This window comes from Myxococcota bacterium (genome assembly GCA_035498015.1).
Taxonomy (GTDB): domain Bacteria; phylum Myxococcota_A; class UBA9160; order SZUA-336; family SZUA-336; genus VGRW01.
This window is the reverse complement of sequence record DATKAO010000145.1, coordinates 1-22125: the sequence shown is the minus strand read 5'-3', so window position 1 is coordinate 22125 and position 22125 is coordinate 1. Positions and strand designations below refer to the sequence as shown.

Here is a 22125-nt window from a genome sequence, read left to right as displayed (position 1 = left end):
GCACTCAGTCCGACACCGAGGTGCTGCTGAAGGCTTGCATGAGCCGCGGCGCTCGGGCACTCGACGCGCTGCGCGGCATGTTCGCGTTCGCCTGGTGGAACCCGCGGACGCGGCGCGTGCTGCTCGCGCGCGACCGGGTCGGCATCAAGCCGCTCTACTGGACGGTGTGCGAGCGCGGCGGCCGGCGCGCGCTGTTGTTCGCGTCCGAAGTGCGCGCGCTGCTCGCGAGCGGGCTCGTGGAGCGGCGGATCGATCCAGTGGCGCTCGAGAGCTTCCTGTGGAACGGCTTCAGCGTTGGACCGCGCACCTTCGTGGCGGGCGTCGGCCTCCTGCCGGCGGGTGCCTCGCTCGACGTCGACCTCGACGCGCGCACGGGGCCCGGCGTGACCTTCTGGGCACCGAGTGCCACGCCCGGTGACTCGCGCGACCCGGGAAGACTGCGCGCCGAGCTGCTGGAAGCGATGCGCATCCACCAGATCGCCGACGTGCCGCTCGGCGTCTTCCTTTCGGGTGGCGTGGACTCGAGCGCCATGACGGCGCTCGCCGCGCGCAGCACTCGCGGCTCGGTCCGCACCTTCAACATCGGCTTCGCGGAGGCGGAGTTCGACGAGGCGCCACACGCGCGCGCCGTTGCCGCGGCGATCGGCACCGAGCACACCGAGATCAAGCTCACCGAGAGTGACTTCCGGAGCCAGCTGGGCGATGCGCTCGGCTGCATCGACCAGCCGACCTTCGACGCCTTGAACACCTACTTCGTGAGTCGCGCGGTGCGCGAGGCCGGAATCACCGTGGCGCTGGCGGGAACCGGAGGCGACGAGCTGTTCGGCGGCTACGCCAGCTTCCGGGACCTGCCGCGCGTCGCGGCGGCGGGCCGCGCGCTGGCTGCGCTGCCCGACGGACTGCTGCGCGGCGGCTCCAGCGCGGTCAACGCCCTGCTGCGCAACTCCGCGGCGGGCGTGCCCGCGCAGACGCGTTGGGGCAAGCTCGGCGACGCGCTGTGCGCGCGCGGCGACCTGCTCCAGCTGTACCAGCTCGCCTACGCGCTCTTCACGCCGAGCTTCCTTCAGTCACTGTATCCGTCGCTGGGCCGGACCGAGTTCGGGCTGCCGCCCGAGCGCGCGGTCGAGCTGCGCGCCCGCGCCGGCTCGCACGTCGAGCTGCACGGCATCTCGCTCTACGAGCTGGCGCTGTTCCTGGGCGAGAGACTCCTGCGCGACACCGACACCGCGAGCATGGCGGTGGCACTCGAGGTGCGCGTGCCGTTGGTCGACCATCGAGTGGTCGAGGAGACACTCGCGCTCGAGCCCGCCACGCGCTTCGCGCCGCTGGGCCGCAAGCAGCTCCTGCGCACGCTCGGGCTCGAGGGCCTGGACCCGGCGCTGTTCGAGCGGCCCAAGAGGGGCTTCGTGCTGCCGATCGGCGTGTGGTGCCGCCGGCATTTGAGCGGCCAGGTCGCCGAGACGCTGGGCGACACGGAAACGTGTCGCAGCCTCGGGCTGGACCCGCGCGTCGTCGCCCGGCTCTGGGCGGCCTTCCAGGCCGGCTCGCGCGGCGTCTACTGGTCGCGCGTGTGGGCGCTGTTCGTGTTGTTGCGCTGGTGCCGACAGCACCGGCTCGCGCTGTAGCGCGGGGTCAGCCGCGGCCGAGCGCGCGTTTCGCCAGCTTGCCCGCTTCGGAGCGCAGGCTGCGTACGGCCCGCTTCATGCGCTCGGCCGGCATCAGCACGTAGCGCTTCATGTGCTCGTGCGGCCGCGCGCGGAAGATCGTGGTGTGCTCGTGCGAGGCCCCCGCGGGCGCCTCGCGCGTGTAGTAGTAGAGCGCGAAGGAGCGGCGCACGACCTCGGGCGGGCAGGTGCAAGCGGTGACTCCGTGGAAGCTCGCGTCGCTGGTGGCGAAGATCACGCAACGGTTCAGTGTCGGCGCGTACGAGTGCACGCAGTGGCGCACCTCGCGGTCCCAGAGCTCGAGCTTCCCGCCCCACTCGTCGCGCCATTCCTCGTTGAGATACAGAAGCAGGTTGACGCGCCGGTACCAGCCCGTGCCCTCCAGCCGGTTGAAGTCCACGTGCACGTCGAGCCAGCCGTGAGCCGCGGTCTGGTGCATGCCCCCGCCGACGAACTTCGGGTCCCAGAGCAGGTCCGGGATGCCCGTGATCTCGGACAGCACCTGGCGGAACTCGGGGCTGCTGCAGTACTGCGCGAGCCGCGCCACCGGAGGCGGGAAGAGCGCGGGGTCGACGATCTGGCTCTTGCGTTTCTCGTTCACCCCGTCGAACGTGCGGCTCGCGGCGCCGGCCCGGGCATAGGAGCGCGCCACCTCGAGCGCGAAATCCCGGTCGAAGAGGTCGTCGATGCAGATCGACGGGAACGGGCGGGCGCTGCGGAAGGCCGCATTCAAGGCGCGCGTGTCGAGACTGCGAATCATTGGACCGATACCGTATCAAAGGGTGCCGTCCGATCGACCGGAACGCGAGCTCGTGCGGCCCCCCACACGAAACGGCAATTTCGGCGCGCTGCTGAAACGGGGAGATCGCACTCATGAAGCAGCCCGCAGGCCGCCACCGGGTGCTGGTGATCGCCGAGGCGGCCAATCCCGAGTGGGTCAGCGTGCCCCTGGTGGGCTGGCAGCTCGCCGCGGCGCTGCGCGAGGTCGCGGACGTTCACGTGGTCACACAGGTGCGCAACCGCGCCGCGATCGAGCGCGCCGGCTGGCGCGAGGGCAAGGACTTCACCGCGCTCGACACGGAGCAGCTCGCGCGCGGCCTGTACCGCCTCTCGGAGCGCATGCGCGGCGGGGAAGGCAAGGGCTGGACTACCCTGGCCGCCCTCAACACGCCGGCTTACTACTACTTCGAGCACCGGGTCTGGAAGCAGTTCGGATCCGCGCTCGCGGCCAGAGAGTTCGACCTCGTCCATCGAGTGACTCCGCTCTCGCCCACGACTCCGAGCTCGATCGCAGCGCGCTGTCGCCGAGCCGGTGTGCCCTTCGTGATCGGTCCGCTGAACGGCGGCACGCCCTGGCCTCCGGGCTTCGAGTACGCGCGGCGGCGCGAGCGGGAGTGGCTGAGCTACGTGCGAGCCGTGTACAAGCTCCTGCCGGGCTACCGCGGCACGCGCGCAAACGCGTCGGCGATCGTGGTCGCCTCGCGCGCGACCTGGGACGACATGCCGGTGAGCTGTGCCGGAAAGCTCCTCTACGTGCCGGAGAACGGCATCGACCCGGCGCGGTTCACCGCGCGCCGCACGCACAGGGCCGCGCGCCCGATCCGCCTCGCGTTCGTGGGGCGCCTCGTGCCGTACAAGGGCGCCGACATGCTGCTCGAAGCGGCGGCGCCGCTGCTGCGCGCCGGGGCCGCCACGCTCGAGATCCTGGGCGACGGCCCCGAGCGAGCCGCACTCGAGCGGCAGATCGCCGAGCTCGGGATCGCGAGCTCCGCGCGGCTGGCGGGCTGGATCGAGCACCGCGAGCTGCAGCATCACCTGGCGCAAGCGGACGTGTTCGCCTTCCCGAGCATCCGCGAGTTCGGCGGCGGGGTCGTGCTCGAGGCCATGGCCGTGGGCCTCGTGCCGGTGGTCGTCGACTACGGCGGTCCGGGAGAGCTCGTGACTCGTGACTCGGGCGTAGCGGTTCCGATCGGCAGCCGCAGCCAGGTGATCGAGCGCATGCGCGACGCGCTCACCGAGCTCGCCGCGCGGCCCGAGCGCATCGACGCACTCTCCGCGCGCGCGATCGAGCGGGTGGAGCGCGAGTTCACCTGGGCGCGCAAGGCGGAGCAGATGGCCGCGGTGTACGACTGGGTGCTCGGCAAGTGCGGGAAGCCGGAGCTCGCGCTTCCGGCGGGTCACTGAGCGATGGCCGCGGCGAGCTGGGACCGGATCGAGCTGTGTGGCATTCCGTTCGCACGCGCGACACGCGCGGACATCGTCGAGCACCTCGTCTCCGAGTCCGAGGCGGGCCGAGGCGGCTGGCTCATCACCGCCAACGTCGACTATCTGCAGCGCTTTTCCTCCGACCCGGAGACCGCTGCCGTGTACACGAAGGCGAGTCACATCGTGGCCGACGGCGTGCCCTTGCTGTGGGCCGCGCGGCTGCTCGGCACGCCGCTGCCGGACCGCGTCGCGGGCTCGGATCTGGTCTGGCTGGTGGCCGAGGCCGCCGCACGCCGGCGCCGCTCGCTGTATCTCCTGGGCGGGAACCCCGGAGCCGCCGAAGCCGCGGCGGCGCTGTTGCGCGCGCGCTGGCCCCAGCTCGCGATCGCCGGTCACTCGAGCCCGTTCTTCTCGAACCCGCCCACGCCCGCGCAGATCGAGCCGGTGCGGGCCGAGCTGGCGCTCCGCGCACCCGACATCGTCTACGTGGCGCTCGGCGCGCCAAAGGAGGAGCTCGTGATCGCGGCGCTGCATGAGCGATTCCCGCGCACCTGGTGGATCGGCGTCGGGATCTCGCTCTCGTTCATGTCCGGCGAGGTGCGCCGCGCGCCGGTCTGGATGCAGCGCGCGGGTCTGGAGTGGCTGCACCGGATGTGGCAGGAGCCACGCCGGCTGGGTCCGCGCTATCTCGCGCGCAATCTCCCGTTCGTGGCCAAGCTGCTGACGTCGAGCGCGCTCGCGCGCCTGGGGCGCTGACCGCTAGCGCGGCCCACGACCGCGCAGCAGCCCGAGCAGCCGGCCGCGCTGCCAGCGGCGCAGGTCGGCGCGGAACGCCGCGTCGTCGTAGCGGGGCTCGCCGCGCAGCGCCGCCGAGACGTAGCCCGCCACGATCAACAGGCCTCCGATCCCATAGGGCTTCTCGCGCATGCGAAACACTCCGCTCGCAATCACGTACGGAAGAGAGGAGCCCATGAACCACTGGCCGCGGCCCCAGCGCAGGCGACCGCGGTAGACGTTGCGGTCCGACGAGCCCATGAGCCGCAGGTGCAGGATGCGCAGCTCGGGGTCCGGGATGCTCGCCGTGCGGTAGCCCGCCATGCGTGCGCGATGGAAATCGATCCCGTCCCACATGACCTCGCGCACGAAGCCGCCGATGCGCTCGAATGCCTCGCGGCGGTACAGCTTGAACTGCCCCGCGACCATCTCGTCGATCATGAACTCTTCGACAACGCCCTCGCCCTCGGGCCGGAACACCTTGCCGCTGGCCGCTGCCAGGCTCGGGTCACGCTCGAAGTACTCGAGGATGCGCTCGAGGTAACGCGGCGAGAACTCGAGGTCGACGTCGAGCTTGGCGACGAAGTCGTAGGGCACGTCGACCGCAGCCAGGCCCTCGTAGAACGCGTCGATCACGCCGCCGCCGACCTTGCGGAAGCCGCGGTCGGCACGTCTCACCACGCGCAGCCAGGGAATGCGCGTGCAGGCCTTGGCGAGGATCTCCGGGGTGGCGTCGGTCGAGCCGTCGTCGACGACGATCCAGCGCGCCGGCACGTGCGTCTGTGACTCCATGCAGGCGATGGTGCGCTCGAGCGTGCGTGCTTCGTCGCGGCAGGGCGAGATCAAGGCGATGCGCGCGTTCACCGCGCGGCCCCCGCGCCCGGGCCGGCGGGCTGGTCTTTGTACTCGATCCAGCCGCGAGAACGCCCGCGCCTGCGGTCGCGCCAGTACCGGAGCACGCCCATGGCGGCGGGGAGCTTCCCGAGCAGACACGATGCCCCGTAGAGCAGCGAGTGACTGAACCGGTCGCCCCGAGCGATCCGGGTGCGCGCGGCTCGCCAGGCGGGCACGCACAGGGCGGCCAGCGCGGCGAGAGGCAGCCACAGCGCCAGCTTCGGCGAGCCCGCGAACCAGGCCAGGGCGCTCGCGAGCAGGCTGGCGAGCGGCAGCGCCGACCAGCACAAGAAGCTCGCCACGTGGCGCACGTGGTGATGCTCGCCGCCGGCCCCGTAGCGAGTCACTCCCTCCGCGGCCGCGTGACCATTGCGCACGGCCCGGGCCCACCACTGACTGGCGCGCGTCATGGCGGCGTCGTGCAGGGTCATCTCGGCATCGATGCGCACGATCTTCCAGCCGCGCACCCGCAGGCGCAGGCACAGGTCGGGCTCCTCGCCGGCGATCAGCGCCGGATCGAAGCCGCCTGCCTCGCGGAACGCCTCGACCCGCACCAATCCGTCGCCGCCGCAATCGGTCGCCTCGCCGATCGGTGTATCCCATTCCATGTCGCACAAGCGGTTGTAGATCGAGGCATCGGGCGCGCGCTCACGCCGGCGGCCGCACACGATCGCGAGCTCGGAGTGGCGGTCCAGCTCGCTGGCAGCGCGCTCGAGCCAGGCGGAGTCGAGCTCGCAGTCGCCGTCGACGAACTGCACGAGGTCGGTGTCGGGCGCGCGTTCGAGCAGGCGCTGGAAGCCCTCGTTGCGCGCGCGCGAGGCCGTGAACGGAACGTGCGGGTCGAGCTCGACGACCTCCGCCCCCCGCGAGCGCGCGAGCGCGACGCTGCCGTCGGTCGAGCCCGAGTCGACGTACACGACGACCCGCCCGCGGCCGCAGGTCGAATCGAGGCAGCGCCGCAGGCGCTCGCCTTCGTTGCGGCCGATCGCGACGATGCCGACGCTCGCGTCCTTCATCGCCGCCGCAACACTACCGCGTAAGTCTCGATGTGTCGGAACAAATAGGGCGCTTCCACGGCGACCTCACACCACTTTCTCGGCCGATAGAACGGCGCACACAAGCGCACGAGATAGCGGGGCAACGAGCGCCCTCCGCGCTCCTCGGCGCGCCATTGCCGCCAGTTGCCGGCGTCGAGCACTCTCGCGCTCAAGAGCTCGGTGCCGGGAAAGAGTGCGTGGACCTCCTCGGGCGAAGGGCGGAACAGGTTGTCGATCGGGTCGCGGTGCACGGGAAAACGGCGCGGCCCGCTCACCAGGATGTAGCCGCCGGACGGCACGACTCGGAGCACGGAGCGTGCCAGCGCCTGGCGGTCCGCGACGTGCTGGAAGATGCTGAGCACGAGCGCGCTCCGCGCTCCGAGCTTCGCGAGCTGCGCCACGAAGGCTTCGTCGAGCAGGTCGCCCGCCAGGTCGACCCCGGCGCCGCTCTTGGCGTCCACGTGCCAGATCCGCCCGCCGCGCGCGCGCAAGGGCGCGAAGATCGCCTGGTCGATGTATGGCTGGACCTCGGTGCGGAAGTCCAGCGTCGAGGAGCCGAGGTCCAGCAGCGGAAACAGGTCCGCGTCGGGTATCTCGGCCAGGCGTTCGCCGATCCAGCGTGACTCGAGCCACTGCATGGCTCAGCCGCACAAGTCGAGCGTGCGTTCCAGCTCGCCCACGTCGATCCGGAACCCGTCGCCCGATCGCGCACCGACCAGGAACGCATAGCGCAGACCGAGGCAGTCCGTGTAGTCCTTGAACACACAGTTGAAGCGCCAGGGCGGCTGCAGGGTCACGAGTGACCCGCCGCCGCGCACCGTCATGACTCCGTGCGCCATCGCGCTGCCTTCGACGCCCACCACACAGTCGGCTCCGGAACAGGCGGCGAGCAGCTCCGCGAAGCCATCCCGTGCCGGGTCCACGACGGTGAAGCCGCGCCGTATGAGCGCGCTCTCGACCTCGTCTTCGTTCATGAGCAAGCGCAACACGCCGCTGCTCCCCCTGCGCAGATACACACTCTTGCGCCCCGAGCCGCCGCGTCCGACCAGCGCTGTGCGCAGGCGTCCGTATCGGTCTCTCTTGAGCGAGTTCTGACTGTGGTCTTCACAGACGAGTAGCGAGCGCACGCGCGCGCGGGACAGCTTGCGAGGAGTGAGATTCCACTCATGGCAGTATCCCGGCTCGTGCGTGTAGGGCGGCCGCATGAGTCCGATCGGATCGGCGTGCTCCCGCACCAGGAGGTGCAGCGTGGAATCATCGGTCAGCCAGTGACCGAAGTACCGGTTGCCGACCCACGTGCAATCGAGCGCCGCGCGTTCGATACGTTCGCCGCGAGATGACAGCACGGCGCGTGGGACCGAGCCAGGGAGCATCAGAACGCGCGCTCCCGCCACCCAGACTGACCCTTCGGTGATCTCCGCGTCGGGGAGCTCGAACAGTGTGGTCGCCGCGTGCTCGACCGGACCCCCGAGCACGCGCCTCCGCTCGGCCTCGAGCGTGGTGTCTCCCTGGACCGCTTCGATCCGGTCGAGCTGGCCAGGCAGGCAGACCGCCGGGCCACGCGTGTCGTGCTCGGCCGGACGCAAGGTCCAGCTGCGCCGCGCCACGTCGCGCAGCGAGAGAGACCGGCGGCGCAGGAGTCGCCGGGCGGCGTAGTGCAGGGGTGCGAACAGGACGCGATGATCATGCGCAAGGGGGGAGCGTGCAACTCGAGACCAGGCGTGATGTCACTGCCGTCGCCGGCCTCGCGGCCCTCTGGCTGGCCGCCCTGGCCGCGGTGAATCCCGTGGGTGACTTTCCGTCCAACGACGACTGGGCCTACGGCCTTCCGGTCCGGGCCCTGGTCGGCAGGGCGCGCTGCGGTTCACGGACAGAGCATGCCGCTGCTCTCGCAAGCGTTCTGCGGTGCGCTGTTCTGTCTGCCCTTCGGCTTTTCGTTCGCCGCTCTGCGCATCTCGACCTGGGTACTGGGCGGCTCCGGCGGGATCGCTTGGCGCGCGGGGCAGAGGGCAGGCTTCGCGCTGGCCGGGCTGTCGTTCGCCTTCTCCGCCGCCGCCACCCGGGACTATCTCGCCTGGAACCGTGGAGTCTGGCGCGTTGGCGAGGCACTCATCGCGGCCGAGCAGGTGACGCCCGATCAGATCGACGGCGGGTTCGAGTGGAACAACCTCCGTGCGCTCGACCGACCGCCGAGCTGGCAGCATCTCGGCCAGGGACCGGCGAACGTGGACCGGAGCTCCGCGCCCTATGCGATCACCTTCGCGCCGGAGCCGGAGGACGAGCTGCGAGAACAGACTCGGCTCCAGCCGTGGCTCCCCCACGCGCCGGAGCGGGTCTACGAGGTCCGGCGCGGCGCGGCCCAGTGAGTGAGCGCCTGGCGCGAGCTGTCGAATGCCACGCGCGCCGCGAGCTTCCAGGAGCCGAGCTTCGCCGGTGCGAGTGCCAGGACACGGCGCGCGTGTTTGCGCGCGACGCGACCATAGCCCGAAGCCAGCGCCTGACGTGCGAAGCGCTGGTGACACTCGACGAGGTCGTCCGTGGCGGGGCCTGAAGAAGTCGCGGCGATCTGCAAACCCTCGCCGCGCTGGAGGCGGTCGCTGCCCGTCTCGCGCCGCTCGCGCGCCAGCTCGAGGATCGCGTCGCGATACGCGGCCCAGCGCGCGCCCAGCCGCTGCGAGGCGCTGTGGGGGTGCAGTCGGTAGTGCAAGACGACCTGCTGCAGGTTGGCGAGCCGGCCGCGCTCGAGCAGCCGCCAGCACAGGTCGAAGTCCTCGCCGATCGGGAACGGCTCGCGGAAGCCGCCGGCGTCGAGCGCGGCCTGGCGGCGCATCATCGTGGTCGGGAAGCGCATGGCGCCTGCGCGAGTCATCGCCTCGGCGATCGCTTCGTGCTCGGCGGGGTAACAGATGCGCTGGAGCGGCTCGCCGTCGGGGTCGAGCTCCAGCACCGAGCCGCCGAGACACACGAGCGTCGGTTCGGCCTCGAAGCGAGTCAGTTGGAGGGCGAGGCGTTCCGGCACGGAGAGGTCGTCGGAATCCATCCATGCCACCAGGGGAGCGCGTGCGCGGGCGAGCAACTCGTTTCGCGTCGCCACCAAGCCGAGGTTGTGGCGGCACGAGAGGCGCACGCGCGGGTCGCGCGCGGCGAGCGCCCGCAGACGCTCGGCCGAGTCGTCGCTCGAGCCGTCGTCGATCACCACCAGCTCGAGCTCGCGCAGCGTCTGGCGCAAGATGCTCTCGCAGGCAGCCTCGACCCAGCGGGCCGTGTCGTGGACCGGCATGAGCACGCTGACGCGCGGCGCGGTCATCGGGGCCGGCTCGAGCGCTCACGTGCGCGCGCCTGCAGCCATTGCCGCGCGGCGCCGAGGCTGCGCTTGGGGTTGAGGATCGCATCCGCGGCGACCCCGGCAGCACAGCGCGCCACGCGCAGCCGGCTCAGCGGATGACCCGCGGCCGCCAGCTTCTCGCGGTGGAAGCTCCAGAAGGCGCGCCCCCGCCGGGCGAACACCTGGCGCCCGAGATACCAGTAGTAGCCCTCCAGGTGGTTCCGGAGCCGGAGCGCGATCTCCTGTTCGTTCAGATAACGCGGACCGAACTTGGTCAGCGAAGTCACGACCCACGGCAGGTTGGTGCCCCACTCGTCGGAGAACGAGGTCAGTGAGTCGTCGCGCACGCCCTGGAAGGTGAGCACCTGATGCACGAAGCCGAAGTCGTGATCCTGCAGCAGCTCGAGGCAGACTTCGACGTCGGCCTGCAGGTTGGCCTCGTTGTAGAACGTCGGCCGGCTGCGCACGAGCTCCGAACGCATGAGCAGCGAGGTCGGAGTACCGAACACGTAGGGGCCGCCGAGCAGCATCGACCGGCACGCGTCGCGGCCGCGGATCAGCTCGTTCGGGAAGGGCACGCCCTGCCAGACCAGGCGCGGGCGCTCGGCGCCGCACATGCCGTAGGCCCCCACGATCGCCGCGCTGGGGTGGGCCTCGGCCAGGCCGACCATCTTCTCGAGACACTCGGGCATCAGCCGGTCGTCGGCGGCGACGACCTTGCAGTACTTGCTCTCGGGCGAGATCTGCCGCACCGCGTTGTTGTAGTTCTCGATCACGCGCACGAACTTGTCGTTGCAGCGCACGCGGATGCGTGGATCGCGCGCGGCGTAGTCCCGCGCGATCTCGAGCGTGCGGTCGGTGCTGCAGTTGTTGACGATCGTGTAGTCCCAATTCGCATAAGTCTGGCGCAGCACGCTCTCGATGCATTGCCCCAGGAAACGCTCGCCGTTGTACACGGGAGTCACCACGCTCACCCGGGGAGTCTCGAGGGCCATCAGTGGGGCGCCTGCGCGACCAGGTGCAGCATCGCGTCTCCGACGAAGGGCTCGCGCAGCTCGACGTGTCCCCCGCCTCGGACGGATCCTCCAGGGAAGAGGAGTCCCCGCTGCAAGTCGATCCACTCCACGTCGAGGGCAGCGGCGGTACCCGACAGATCGACGTCGACCCGACTCGCCAGCCAGCGCGGGAACAGCTCGGCCAGCCAGCGCCGCTTCGGGCCGCCGTCCCAGGGCACGAGCACGAGGTACTCCTTGCCCGACTGCGCGAGACAGAAGCGGCTCGAGGCCAGCTCAGAGCTGGGCTCGAGCGTGGCCAGGTCGACGCGCTCCGCCAGCGCGCGCGCCACGCCTAGTGACTGGCGCACGCTGTCCCACTCGGACGACGGGCAAGGGCTGGGCAGCTGCTCGCGCGCGTGCTCCGGCGGCCACTCCGGCAGAAGCCCATGCAGGGCGGTCACGCAGGGGTCCATGAAGATCGGGTTCAGACCGCGCAGCAAGCTCTCGAACACCCAGCGCGAGCTTCCCCCGATACCCCAGATGTGGTCGGTGTCGACCACGACCACCTTCTTCCCCGACGCCGCCGGCGGGTCGCTGTCGTAGGGCTCTGCCAGGCTGCTGTGCGGCGACACCCAGTCGGCCGAGCTCTCGAACAGCGGAGCGTTGTCGCTGGTGGGCGGGAACACGGCGGAGATCCCCACCGGATGACTCCGGCCGAGCTGCGCCTCGCTCTTTCTCACGGTGAGAATCATCTCGTACTGCCATTCGATCGAGCCGGGATCACTCTCGTTGCTGATCTCCCAGAGCACGTTGTCGAGATCGGAGAGTGTCTCGACCACCTTGCGCACGTAGCGCTTCTGCAGCGCGGTGACTGCCGGGTTCGCGAGGGTCTGCACCTCGTTGCCCTGGCCGTCGTGATCCAGGTCGCCGTCGATCCCGTTCACGTTGTTCGCGCCGTTGAACGGGTGTCCGCGCCAGGGGTTGCCAGTCTTGTGACCCTTGAGCGCCACGCTCCAGCCGTTGAACAGCATGACCGACACGTAGATTCCGCGTGCGCCGGCGCGCTCGACGCGGTCGTGCAGTCGCTGGAAGTACTCGGGATTGAAGCGCTCGAGGTCGAAGCGCGGGCGTCCGTCGAGCGCGTTGCCGGGCCCGGTGCGCAGATAGGGCAGCGGGTCCACCGTCACCTGGACGTCGCTCGCGGGAAACCAGGCCGCCTGCTCCCACACGTAGAGCCGGATGAAGTTGTGACCGCGCTGCTCGAGGAAGTCGAGATAGCGGTCGTAGTCGAACTTGCGCGGCGGCACGGTCCCGTCCCAATCCTGAAAGTTGTTCCAGGTGTGCGAGCCGGTGAGGAAGACCGCGCGTCCGTCCGCCCCGAAATAGCGTGGATTCGCCCGGAGCGCGGAAAGTGGTCGCGCGGGTCGCGCCTCGCGGCCCGGCGCAGGCAGGAGCGACACCGGGGTAGGTGTCGAGTCACAGCCGGTCTGGCTGGAGAGCAGAAGCAGCAGCATGACTCCGCCGAGCCCCTGCCTGCCACCTCGCCCCGACAGGGCGGCTGCGCTCAGGAACCACCGCACGGCGCGTCCACGCGCTCGAGCCACAGCTCCCGCCAGAAGCTGTAGAACGCGCGAGGGCAATTCAGTCTGCAGCGCGCGTACTCCGCCTTGCAGACCACGTCCTCGAGGATGATGCAGGGTTCCTTCATCTGCCTCATCTCGCCCGTGCGCTCGTCGACCAACCGAGTCACCGAACGCCGCACGCGGTACACGCCGCCGCAGTAGGGCGCCATCTCCTCGGGATCGAAGGAGAGACCTCGGTTCTTGCCCCCCTTGTCCAGCGTCCGCTCGATCTCGTGCTTGGGCTTGATGCGCACCCACTCACCCGCGCGCAGGTCAAGCCGCTCGGAGGGGGTCTTGACCAGCGGCTTCTGCTCGCCGAACAGCGAGGGCGCCGGACGGCCAGTGAACGCGCGGTGCATGAGCTCGGTGAAGCGCCGGAACACGCCGCGCACCCCGGGCACGGGCTCGATCACGATGTAGATCATGCGCAGCACGGCCAGCCAGCCGACGGAGAGCACGTGCCCGAGCGAGTGATTCCCGGTGCTCACGTCGTACGCGTACTGGCGCAGGTCCCACCAGGCGAGGGGCGCCGTCGCTCCGGTGATCTGCGTGGCCTGGCAGGTGAAGAACGCCGGCTGGCCGGCCGTCGCCGGCCGTGCCTGGACGCTGGCGAGAAGCTCGGCTTCCGTGATCAGCGGCGTCCTGCGCACGGAGGTCGCGGGCTCGTTCGTCGGCCGGAGCCACGCGTCCTTCCAGTACAAGGTGCAGTCGGCCTCGCAGCCCCCGTGCGCGGAGCCGTCGCAGCGGAGGTTGGCGAGGTGGACCGTCGCGTCGAGGCGCCGGCCCTGCCCGGTCGCGAGCGCCGTCTCACAGGTCTTGTGCGCCACCGCGCGCACGGGAAAGCTCTGACCGCAGAAGCGCAGCATCTCGGGCATGAAGGGCACGCCGTCGAGACAGCCTTGCGCGTCGAGCGTCGCAAGGATTTCTTCTCGACTCCGGACCTCGACGACCTCGCCTGCCCGGAAGCGCGACAGCGTCCAGGTCACTCGAACGCCCCCTCCGAGGCTTCCGAGCCGTCGGACTTCGTGGCCTCGACGCGGCAGTCGGTGAGTCGCGGGTGCAGCGTGACGAGGCCGCGGACCTCGGGCACGCCCTTGACGAAGAAGGTCGCAGCCGAACGCCAGGTGTCGTAGGGGAGGTCCGTGAGGTAGCGGTGCAGGAAGGCGTTGACGTGGAACGTGCCCTCGGCGAGCGCCACGTCGATCTCGAACGTGCACTCCAGCGTCTCTCCGGCTTGCAGCGTGATCGAGCCGCCGCCCAAGCGCTGCGTGCAGGTGTCGAAGACACCGTACAGATGGTCGTCGACGATCTGGATCACGACGCTCATGTCCTCGTGCCGCTTGCGCGCGCGCGCCTTCACCGTGATGCGCAGCTTGCTGTCGGTCTCGACCTCGACTTTCCGGCCGGACTCGTCGTGGATGGTGACCTCGCTGATCACCACGTCGCGGTCGGTGTCGCTGGCACGCGCCTGCTGTCCCCGCTCGTGGTACGCGCGGATCACGTCGTCGGTGCGGCCGATCATCTTGACCTGCCCGCGCTCGAGCAGCAGGCTGCGCGGGCACAGATTCGCCACGGCGCGCAAGTTGTGGGACACGAAGATCACGGTCGCGCCCGAGGCGATCACCTCATTCATGCGATCCACGCACTTGCGCTGGAACAGATAGTCACCGACCGAGAGCACCTCGTCGACCAGCAGCACGTCCGGGTCGACGTGTGCGGCGACCGAGAAGCCGAGCCGCGCGAACATGCCCGACGAGTAACGCTTGACGGGCGTGTCGATGAACTCCGAGAGGCCTGAGAAGGCCACGATCGCGTCGAAGCGACGGGCGATCTCCTCGCGGGTCATTCCGAGGATCGCGCCGTTGAGATATACGTTCTCGCGGCCGGTGAGGTCGGGGTGGAAGCCGGCGCTCACCTCGATCAGCGCCGAGACTCGGCCCGCGATGCGAATGTCGCCTCGCGTCTGGCGCATGATGCCGGTGAGCAGCTTCAAGAGCGTGCTCTTGCCCGCGCCGTTCCCGCCGATGATCGCGAAGGCCTCGCCCCGCGCGACGCTGAACGACACGTCCTGCAGCGCCCAGAAGTCGCGCTGGTCGAGCTCGACCTTCGGCTTGCCGCTCACCAGCCGCTTGGCGAGCGCAGGTACGAGGTCGCGCAGCGAGCCGTACAGCTCTCCGCGCCGGAACTTCTTGTAGACCCCGCTCACCTCGAGAACTTCGTCGGCCATCAGTGACTCAGATGCTCTCCGCGAAGTAGGGCTCGAGGCTGCGGAAGGTGGTCAGCGAGATGGCGAACATCGCCACCGATACCCCGATGCTGTACGCGATCCAGGGCAGCGGCGGCGCGGTCTGGTGCACGACCACGGCGGCCAGCCCCTCGAGCAGCGGCGCAACCGGATTCGCGAGCATGAGCGGCGCCCACTTCCCGAACATCGCCGACTCGTAGTAGACAGGCGTGAAGAAGATGGCGAAGGTCAGAAACACGTCGACGATGAACTTCACGTCGCGGAAGAAGAGACTCGCGGCGGAGAACAGGATGGCGAACGAGGTCGCGAGCAGGAACAGCGCGCCCAGCAACAGGGGCAGCCACACGAGCTCGACGCTGGGCGTGACTCCCATGAACACCAGGAAGACCATGACTCCGCAGGAGGCGATCGCGAAGTCGAGCATCTGGGACGACACCGCCGCCAGCGGGAAGATCAGCCGCGGCAGGTAGATCTTGGTCACCAGGTGTGCGTTGTTCACCAGGCTCGTGGTGCCGAAGCGCAAGCTGTTCACGAAGAACGCCCACGGAGCCGCCTTCACGGCCACCGCCAGGAGGTCGTTGGTCTCGACGGGCTTGCCCGAGATTGCCGACATCGCGTAGCGGAACACGAAGCCCGAGCAGACGATCACAATCGGCATCAGCACCGCCCAGAGCATGCCCATCACGGACTGCTTGTATTTCACCTTCACTTCGCGCCAGGCGATGATCAGCAGCAAGTCGCGCCGCTGCCACAGCTCGAGCACGGGATGCTCGTGCATCATCGCGCGGTCCCCAGCACGAGCTTGCGCGCGTAGAAGGCCTCGGCGTAGCGCTCGGGCGCCGCGGCCTCCATGCCGCGCAGGCGGGCGAGCGAGCGGAAGGTCTCGGGCTCGAACCAGGCGCGGCCGAGCTGTGTCTCGTAGGCGGCCATCAGGATCTCGATCTTGCGCGCCATGTGAGTCTCGGCGAGCGGCACGAAGGCGTTGGGCTGGCCCAGGTCGCCGTCCCACTTCGGGATCTCGTACTCCAGGATCAGCGGGCCGCGGAAGGTGTTCCAGGTCAGCTCGGACACGAGCCGGTGGTCCTGGTGCAGGTCGTGTCGATAGTGGGTCAGGATCACGTCGGGCGCGAACTCGGCCTTGAGCCGCTCGAACTCCTGCTTCACCTCGCCGCCCTGGTAGGGCAGGAAGCCGTCGCGGAACTCGCCCAGCGTGAGACACTTGTCGGGCTCGCGGCCCAGGAAGCGCTGCGCCGAGGCGCGCGCCTCGCTGGCGCGGCGCGGCGTCGACGAGAACACCACCCAGCGCACGTCGAGGTCCGGGCGCTCGTCGAGCCAGCGCAGGAGCGTCCCCCCGCAGCCGATCTCGATGTCGTCGCAGTGCGCGCCGAGACACAGCACCCGGCTCGCCGCGCCGAGACTCAGTCCGACCACCGGACGCGCCTCCCGGTCACCGCCAGACCTGCCACGGGGTGGTGCCGTTCGCGACGAGCTGCTCGAACTGCTGCTTGTCCTTGAACGTGTCCATCGCCATCCAGAAGCCGTCGTGCGGGTAGGCGACCAGCTCGCCGGCCTGGATCAGGCGCTGGAACGGCTCGTTGACCAGCTCCTCGCCCTCGCCGATGTGGTCGAAGATCTCGCGCCGGAAGGCGAAGAAGCCGGCGTTCATGCGCAGCGCCGAGCTCGACACGTGCTCGATGCTCTGCACGAGCCCTTTGTCGTCGGCGTGGATCATGTGCACGGTCTGCGGCGCGGGCACCGAGAGCATCGAGGCGATCCGGCCGTGCTCGCGGAAGTGCGCGAGATAGGTGTCGAGCGGCAGGTCGGAGAGCCCGTCGGCGTAGTTCGCGAGGAATGCCTCCTCGCCTTCGAGATACGGCCGCACCGCGCGCAGGCGCATGCCGATGTTCGAGCGCAGGCCCGTGTCGACGAAGGTGATGGTCCAGTCGTCGATGTCGCGCCCCAAGAGCTGCACGTCGGCGCCGCCCTTGCGCAGCACGAAGTTGTTCGAGAGCCGCTCGTCGTAGTTCAAGAAGTAGTTCTTGATCGCCTCCGCGCCGTGGCCGAGACACAGCACGAAGTCGCGGTGGCCGTAGTGGGCATAGTATTTCATCAGGTTCCACAGGATCGGCCGCCCACCGACCGGGACCAGCGGCTTGGGGAGTGACTCGGCGTGCTCGCGCAGCCGCATGCCCATGCCACCGCAGAACAGCACGACCTTCATCGCACCCGGACCTCCGGAATCGGAATCACGAAGCGCCCGCCCCAGGAGCGGACCACGGACATCTGCTCGACGATCTCGGCTTCGAGGTTCCAGGGGAGTATGAGCACATAGTCGGGCTTCGTCCGCTCGATCTCCTCGGGCGCCCGGATCGGGATGTGGGTGCCGGGGAGATACCCGCCTTGCTTGTGCGGGCTCCGGTCGACGGTGTAGTCGATGAAATCGGTGCGGATTCCGCAGTAGTTGAGCAGCGTGTTGCCCTTGCCCGGGGCACCGTAGCCCACGATCGACTTCCCGGCGCGCTTCGCGCCGATCAAGAATTCGAGGAGCTTGTTCTTGGTCTCGCGCACGCGCTCACCGAAGCGCGCGTAGTAGTCGAGACCGCGCATGCCGCGCGCCTTCTCGGCGGCCAGCAGGCGCGCGACCGCGGGCGTCATGGCCGGCTGCTCGCGGCCGGCGTGGCGCGCGAACACGCGCAGCGAGCCGCCGTGAGTCGCGAGCTCCTGCACGTCGAAGACCTCGAGCCCGTGGTGGGCGAAGATGCGCTGCACGGTGCCAAAGGACAGATACGAGAAGTGTTCGTGGTAGATCGTGTCGAACTGGTTGTGTTCGACGAGCTGCAGCAGGTGCGGGAACTCCATGGTCAGCACGCCGTCGGCCGCGAGCAGGATCGCCAGGCCCGACACGAAGTCGTTGATGTCGGGCACGTGCGCCAGGACGTTGTTGCCCAGGAGCAGCGACGCGCGGCCGTGCTGGGCGGCGACCTCGCGCGCGGTGGCGGCGCCGAAGAACTGGACCAGCGTGGGCACGCCCTTGCGCACCGCCGCCTCGGCCGTGTTGGAGGCGGGCTCGATGCCGAGCACGGGGATGCCCCGGCGCACGAAGTTCTGCAGCAGGTAGCCGTCGTTGCTGGCGACCTCGACCACCAGGCTCTTGGGCCCGAGCCCGAAGCGCTCGGTCACGAGCTCCACGTACTGGGCGGCGTGGCGCAGCCACGAGTCGGCGTAGGAGGAGAAGTAGGCGTAGCTGCCGTCGCCGAAGATCTCCTGCGGGGGCACCACTTCCTCGATCTGCACCAGGAAGCACTCCGCGCACACGTACGCGTGCAGCGGGTAGAAGGGCTCCATTGCGGCCAGTTGGTCCGGCCGCAGGTGCCTCTGGCACAGGGGCGACATGCCCAGGTCCACGAAGCTATGGCGCAGCGTGGCGCGGCAGAAGCGGCAGGTCGGCTCGTGCGCTCGGGATCCGGTCGTCATGACACCTCTCTACGGCCGGGGGTACACCTCGGCGCGCGGGGAGTGAGCAAGGTGCATGCCTCGCACCAGCCCCTCATACGCAAAAGCAGCCGATTTCGCAATACGCGGCGCGGACTTCGCTCCAGCGCTTCCTCACCTCGAGAGCGCGCAACTCCGCGGCGGAATGGTGATTTGCGTCACCTTTTGAGAGGCGAGGGTGAGCTGGATGCCCCTACCAGGGCGACGGGCCGGTTCCCGACGCGGTGCGGCGCAGGCTGGAGTCGAGCCAGCCTGCCTCGAGCATGCGCGCGATGCGCCGGATCCGGATGTAGCGATCGCCCTCCAAGTCCTCGGTCCGCATGACCTCGCGCCGGAAGGCCGCGTGCAGCTCCGCCACGCCGTCGGCCACGGTCCAGCGCGGCTTGTACTCCGGCAGCGCGCGCTCGATCTTGGTGAAGTCGACCCGGTAGCAGCGCGGGTCCGGGCCGGCGCCCTCCGCGAAGTCGATGCGGCTGCCGGCGACCTCCTTGCCGACCAGCTCGGCGACCTGCCGCACGCGGTAGTTCTCGCCGTTGCGGCCCACGTTGAAGGCCTGGTCGTGGATCACCTCGCGCGGCGCGCGCAGCACGGTCAGGAACGCGTGGCACACGTCTTCGATGTGCACCAGCGGCCGCCAGGGCGTGCCGTCGCTCTTGAGCAGCACGCGGCCCGTCGCGAACGCCCAGCCCACGAGATTGTTCACGACCAGGTCGCCGCGCAGCCGCGGCGAGACACCGTACACGGTGGCGTTGCGCAGATAGGTGGGGCTGAAGTCGTCGTCGGCGAGCTTCGCCACGTCGGCCTCGACCTTCACCTTGGACTGCGCGTAGGCGGTGATCGGCGAGAACGCGGCCGTCTCGGTCAGCACGTCGTCGGGGCTCGCGGCGCCGTACACGCTGCACGAGGACGAGTACAGGAAGCGAGACACTCCGGCGCGCTTGGCCACCTCGGCCAGGCGCACCGAGGCCTTGTGGTTGATGTCCCAGGTGCAGCCGGGGTTCAGGTCGCCCAGCGGGTCGTTCGAGATCGCGGCCAGGTGCACCACGGCGTCGAAGCCGTCGAGGTCGCGCACGTCGAGCTCGCGCAGGTCGCGCTCGATCACCTGGCGCGGAGGCTCGTAGCGCCCGAAGTCACAGCCCGAGAACAGCCCGCTGTCCGTGCCCACGACGTCCATGCCCGCCGCGTCGAGCACGCGGGTCATCACCGCTCCGATGTATCCGCCGTGTCCCGTCACCAGTACCCGCATTTCCGCACTCTCCTCTGCTACTCACGCTCTCGGACGAGATCGTGTTTCTCGAGCAAGCTCGCCGCCGCGCGCACGACCGGGAAGGCCAGGCCCGAGCGCTCGGCCGCGTCGACCAGGCTGTGCTCGCCGTCGGCCAGTGACAGCACCCAGAGCATCGCCAGCTGCAGCGCCTCGGGGTCGGCTTCGCCGCCCATGGCGCGGTAGATGCCGCGGCGTCCCAGCTGGGGCTCGCCGTACGGCGCCAGACTCACGAAGCGCGCGTCGCCCTCGAGCACGTCGACGATCGCGAGCACGGTCTCGACCGCGTCGACGAGCTGCGGCCCGCGCACGAACGAGAGGTCGTCGGCCGACGTGTGGTACTCGTCGAAGCGCCCGTGACGGCCGCGCATGAGCGAGCCGAAGGGCACGCGGAAGCCCGGTGAGTTGAACTGGCGCTCGTCGTAGCCGTACGGGAAGAAGTCGATCACGTCGTGCGCGCGGCCCGAGCGCCCGAGCACGAGCTCGGCGGCGCGGTCGATCGCGCTGCGCCCGGCGAAGCTGCGCTTGTAGGTGAAGCCGCGCTCGTCGCCCAGACAGACCAGCGACATTCCGCCGCGGATGCGCGGCACGCGCTCGCGGTTGCGCGCCAGCCAGGTGAGCGAGCCGATCGTGCCCGGGATGAACAGGAAGCGGTAGGAGAAGCGGCGCCGGGCCCGCGCGGACAGGGCGCGCGCCACGGCCGCCGCCACCGCGATGCCCGACAGGTTGTCGTCGCACAGCGAGGGGTGGCAGACGTGCGCGCTGAACGTGAACTCCTCGGGGCGCTCGCCCGGCAGGAAGAACTCGCCGTAGCTCAGGTGTCCGGGCTCGAGGCGCGTGTCCACGCACACCCGGTACTCGGGATCGGTCAGTGACTCGAGCTGCTTCTGGCTGACGCAGAAGCCCCAGGTGCGCTTGTAGTACGAGGTGCGATAGGGGATCCAGTCGGGGTGGTCGGGCAGGGAGTGCAAGTGCTCGTGCAGCTCGGCGCGCGAGATCGTGCGCGCGGGAACCGGCTCGCTGTAGCTCACCAGGTGCAGGTTGTGGCGCCGGAAGTCGACCAGGCGCTCGCCGCGCGCGTTCTCGATCCAGGCGTCGCGGGCGTTCCATTCGTCGGGCACCGTCCAGTCGAGCACGGGCGTGCCGCTTGGCACCTCGTGCCGCTCGAGCGGCAGCTTCTCGGACACGAGCCGCAACGTCTCGCGCACGCCGTCGCCGGTGATGCTGCGGCACAGCGGGTAGAGCGCGCGGATCAGCTCGAGCAGCTCGCGCTCCAGCGCTTCGCGGGAGGCGGGAGTCACTTGCCCACCTCCGCGAGCGCCGCCGGGTCGAGGTCCGGGTAGGTCGCGTCGCGCTCGGCGATGACTTCGGGCGCCCGCGGCCAGGCGATGCCGAGCGCCGGGTCGTCCCAGCGCAGGCCCCGGCCGGCCTGGGGCGCGTAGAACTCGTCCATCTCGTAGAAGACTTCGCTGTTCGGCGCGAGCGTCACGAAGCCGTGCGCGAAGCCCGCCGGGATGTAGAGCATGCGCCGGTTCTCGGCGCTGAGCTCCGTGCCGAACCAGCGCAGCCGAGTGGGTGAGTCTGTGCGCAGGTCGACGATCGCGTCCCAGACCGCGCCCGCCGTGCAGCGCACGAGCTTGGTCTCGCGGTGCGGCGGAACCTGGAAGTGCATGCCGCGCAAGGTGCCGGCCTTGGCATTCCAGGAGATGCTGCTCTGGACGAAGCGCGCCGCCAGGCCGCGCTTCTCGAACTCACGGGCGCAGAAGGCGCGCGCGAAGAAGCCGCGCGCGTCCGCGATTCGCTCGAGCTCGATCGCCAGCGCCCCGGCGAGCCCCGTCTCGTGGAAGATCATGCGAGACGGATCGTGCCACGCGTTGCGCGGCTGAAGAAGGGCGAGGCGAGAAAGTCGCAGAACGGCCCGGGGTTGCCCCCGGGCCGTGGCCCTAGGCCTTGCGACGCACGAGTGCGACGGCAGCCAGGCTCCCTCCAAGCAGGAGAAGCAGCGCCGGCTCCGGGACCGAGTTCCCGTCTTCGAGGCGCAGATGGATCTCGGCCAGGCCGATCTGGTCGCCGGTCGCGACGATCGGGCTCGAGAACAGGCCATTCACGAGCGATGCGCCGTTGTCCCGCAGGAACAGCCCGGTCTCGGTGACCGGGATCCCTCCGTGTCCGTCGGTGCAATCGCCCGCTGCGCACGATTGGATCGTGAACAGGTCCATGTTCCCCGTCGAGCCAGTCCCGCCCACGTCGCCCGACACGATTCCGCTCGTGAAGTCGACGTTGAGGTTCTGGAACGTGAGCGTGCTGCCACTTCGATCGAGTGACAGACCGCTGCCGTCGTGCTGGATCGACCCGGCCAGCGGATGCAGGGTCACGTCGCCGCCCGTGATGGGCAGGACGTAGCGGCCGAGCGGGTCGATGGTCGTGCTGCCCATTGGAGTCACAGAGATGCCGAGCGACGATGTGTCGATCACCAGGCTGACGCTCGACTCGTCTCCGATCACGGGAACGGCGCGGGCCACGCCGTTCCAGGCCAGTAGGGCGAGTGCGAGACTCGCCGCTGAGAGCCATGACTTCATGTTGCTTCTTCTCCCGGGCGCCAGGGGGT

The 22125-nt window shown here is 69.7% G+C and carries 22 protein-coding genes; 4 read left to right on the top strand and 18 right to left on the bottom strand.

Features of this window, described 5'->3' with window-relative positions:
• Positions 1-1625, top strand: a 1625-nt coding sequence (gene asnB, locus VMR86_13330) for an asparagine synthase (glutamine-hydrolyzing) (GenBank protein HTO08024.1), incomplete at its 5' end; no start/stop codon positions are given.
• A 7-nt stretch (positions 1626-1632) separates the two neighbouring features.
• Here the strand turns inward: asnB and VMR86_13325 are convergent.
• Entirely contained in the window at positions 1633-2424 is a 792-nt protein-coding gene (locus VMR86_13325; protein HTO08023.1) for a 2OG-Fe(II) oxygenase, read from the bottom strand.
• A 113-nt stretch (positions 2425-2537) separates the two neighbouring features.
• On the opposite strand from VMR86_13325, the gene VMR86_13320 reads away from it, so the two are divergent.
• The gene (locus tag VMR86_13320) at positions 2538-3848 is read left to right on the top strand and encodes a glycosyltransferase family 4 protein (GenBank protein HTO08022.1); all 1311 of its coding nucleotides are present in this window, start codon (positions 2538-2540) and stop codon (positions 3846-3848) included.
• 3 nt (positions 3849-3851) lie between these two features.
• Positions 3852-4625, top strand: coding sequence for a WecB/TagA/CpsF family glycosyltransferase (locus tag VMR86_13315; GenBank protein HTO08021.1), 774 nt, complete (start codon positions 3852-3854; stop codon positions 4623-4625).
• Between the two features lie 3 nt (positions 4626-4628).
• Here the strand turns inward: VMR86_13315 and VMR86_13310 are convergent, their stop codons facing one another.
• Genes VMR86_13310 through VMR86_13295 form a run of 4 tightly spaced genes read right to left on the bottom strand, consistent with a single transcriptional unit; the run spans position 4629 to position 8181 of the window.
• Positions 4629-5507, bottom strand: coding sequence for a glycosyltransferase family A protein (locus VMR86_13310; protein ID HTO08020.1), 879 nt, complete (start codon positions 5505-5507; stop codon positions 4629-4631).
• Positions 5504-6553, bottom strand: coding sequence for a glycosyltransferase (locus tag VMR86_13305; protein HTO08019.1), 1050 nt, complete (start codon positions 6551-6553; stop codon positions 5504-5506). The genes VMR86_13310 and VMR86_13305 overlap by 4 nt, the downstream gene beginning before the upstream one ends.
• A complete protein-coding gene (locus tag VMR86_13300) occupies positions 6550-7212 on the bottom strand; it encodes a hypothetical protein (protein HTO08018.1) in 663 nt (220 codons plus the stop codon). Before VMR86_13300 ends, VMR86_13305 begins: the two co-directional genes overlap by 4 nt.
• Before the next feature lie 3 nt (positions 7213-7215).
• Positions 7216-8181 (bottom strand): glycosyltransferase family 61 protein, encoded by a 966-nt coding sequence (locus VMR86_13295; protein ID HTO08017.1) that lies wholly within the window; start codon positions 8179-8181, stop codon positions 7216-7218.
• A gap of 270 nt (positions 8182-8451) precedes the next feature.
• Here VMR86_13295 and VMR86_13290 point away from each other — a divergent pair, with 270 nt between their 5' ends.
• Positions 8452-8940, top strand: coding sequence for a hypothetical protein (locus tag VMR86_13290; protein HTO08016.1), 489 nt, complete (start codon positions 8452-8454; stop codon positions 8938-8940).
• Here VMR86_13290 and VMR86_13285 read toward each other — a convergent pair.
• The 13 genes from VMR86_13285 to VMR86_13225 form a co-directional block, all read right to left on the bottom strand.
• Positions 8910-9881, bottom strand: a complete 972-nt coding sequence (locus VMR86_13285) for a glycosyltransferase (GenBank protein HTO08015.1) — start codon at positions 9879-9881, stop codon at positions 8910-8912. The two genes, VMR86_13290 and VMR86_13285, sit on opposite strands and share 31 nt — an antisense overlap.
• Positions 9878-10894, bottom strand: a complete 1017-nt coding sequence (locus tag VMR86_13280) for a glycosyltransferase family A protein (GenBank protein ID HTO08014.1) — start codon at positions 10892-10894, stop codon at positions 9878-9880. The genes VMR86_13285 and VMR86_13280 overlap by 4 nt, the downstream gene beginning before the upstream one ends.
• Entirely contained in the window at positions 10894-12408 is a 1515-nt protein-coding gene (locus tag VMR86_13275; protein HTO08013.1) for a DUF4038 domain-containing protein, read from the bottom strand. The genes VMR86_13280 and VMR86_13275 overlap by 1 nt, the downstream gene beginning before the upstream one ends.
• Before the next feature lie 50 nt (positions 12409-12458).
• Entirely contained in the window at positions 12459-13502 is a 1044-nt protein-coding gene (locus VMR86_13270) for a hypothetical protein (GenBank protein HTO08012.1), read from the bottom strand.
• Complete coding sequence (locus tag VMR86_13265) at positions 13499-14743, bottom strand: ABC transporter ATP-binding protein (protein HTO08011.1); 1245 nt, start codon at positions 14741-14743, stop codon at positions 13499-13501. The genes VMR86_13270 and VMR86_13265 overlap by 4 nt, the downstream gene beginning before the upstream one ends.
• Positions 14744-14750: 7 nt before the next feature.
• Positions 14751-15542 carry an ABC transporter permease gene (locus VMR86_13260; GenBank protein HTO08010.1) on the bottom strand — a complete coding sequence of 264 codons (792 nt, stop codon included), beginning with the start codon at positions 15540-15542 and terminating at the stop codon, positions 14751-14753.
• Positions 15539-16192, bottom strand: a complete 654-nt coding sequence (locus VMR86_13255) for a PIG-L deacetylase family protein (protein ID HTO08009.1) — start codon at positions 16190-16192, stop codon at positions 15539-15541. The genes VMR86_13260 and VMR86_13255 overlap by 4 nt, the downstream gene beginning before the upstream one ends.
• A gap of 16 nt (positions 16193-16208) precedes the next feature.
• Entirely contained in the window at positions 16209-16982 is a 774-nt protein-coding gene (locus VMR86_13250; GenBank protein ID HTO08008.1) for a sugar phosphate nucleotidyltransferase, read from the bottom strand.
• Positions 16979-18235: a class I SAM-dependent methyltransferase gene (locus VMR86_13245; protein HTO08007.1), complete on the bottom strand. Its 1257-nt coding sequence runs from the start codon at positions 18233-18235 to the stop codon at positions 16979-16981. Before VMR86_13245 ends, VMR86_13250 begins: the two co-directional genes overlap by 4 nt.
• 211 nt (positions 18236-18446) lie before the next feature.
• Positions 18447-19499, bottom strand: a complete 1053-nt coding sequence (locus VMR86_13240; GenBank protein HTO08006.1) for an SDR family oxidoreductase — start codon at positions 19497-19499, stop codon at positions 18447-18449.
• Positions 19500-19516: 17 nt separating this feature from the next.
• A complete protein-coding gene (locus VMR86_13235) occupies positions 19517-20818 on the bottom strand; it encodes a DUF4910 domain-containing protein (protein HTO08005.1) in 1302 nt (433 codons plus the stop codon).
• Positions 20815-21369 carry a dTDP-4-dehydrorhamnose 3,5-epimerase gene (rfbC, locus tag VMR86_13230; protein ID HTO08004.1) on the bottom strand — a complete coding sequence of 185 codons (555 nt, stop codon included), beginning with the start codon at positions 21367-21369 and terminating at the stop codon, positions 20815-20817. Before rfbC ends, VMR86_13235 begins: the two co-directional genes overlap by 4 nt.
• Positions 21370-21460: 91 nt before the next feature.
• Complete coding sequence (locus VMR86_13225; GenBank protein HTO08003.1) at positions 21461-22096, bottom strand: PEP-CTERM sorting domain-containing protein; 636 nt, start codon at positions 22094-22096, stop codon at positions 21461-21463.
• Between the last annotated feature and the right edge of the window lie 29 nt (positions 22097-22125).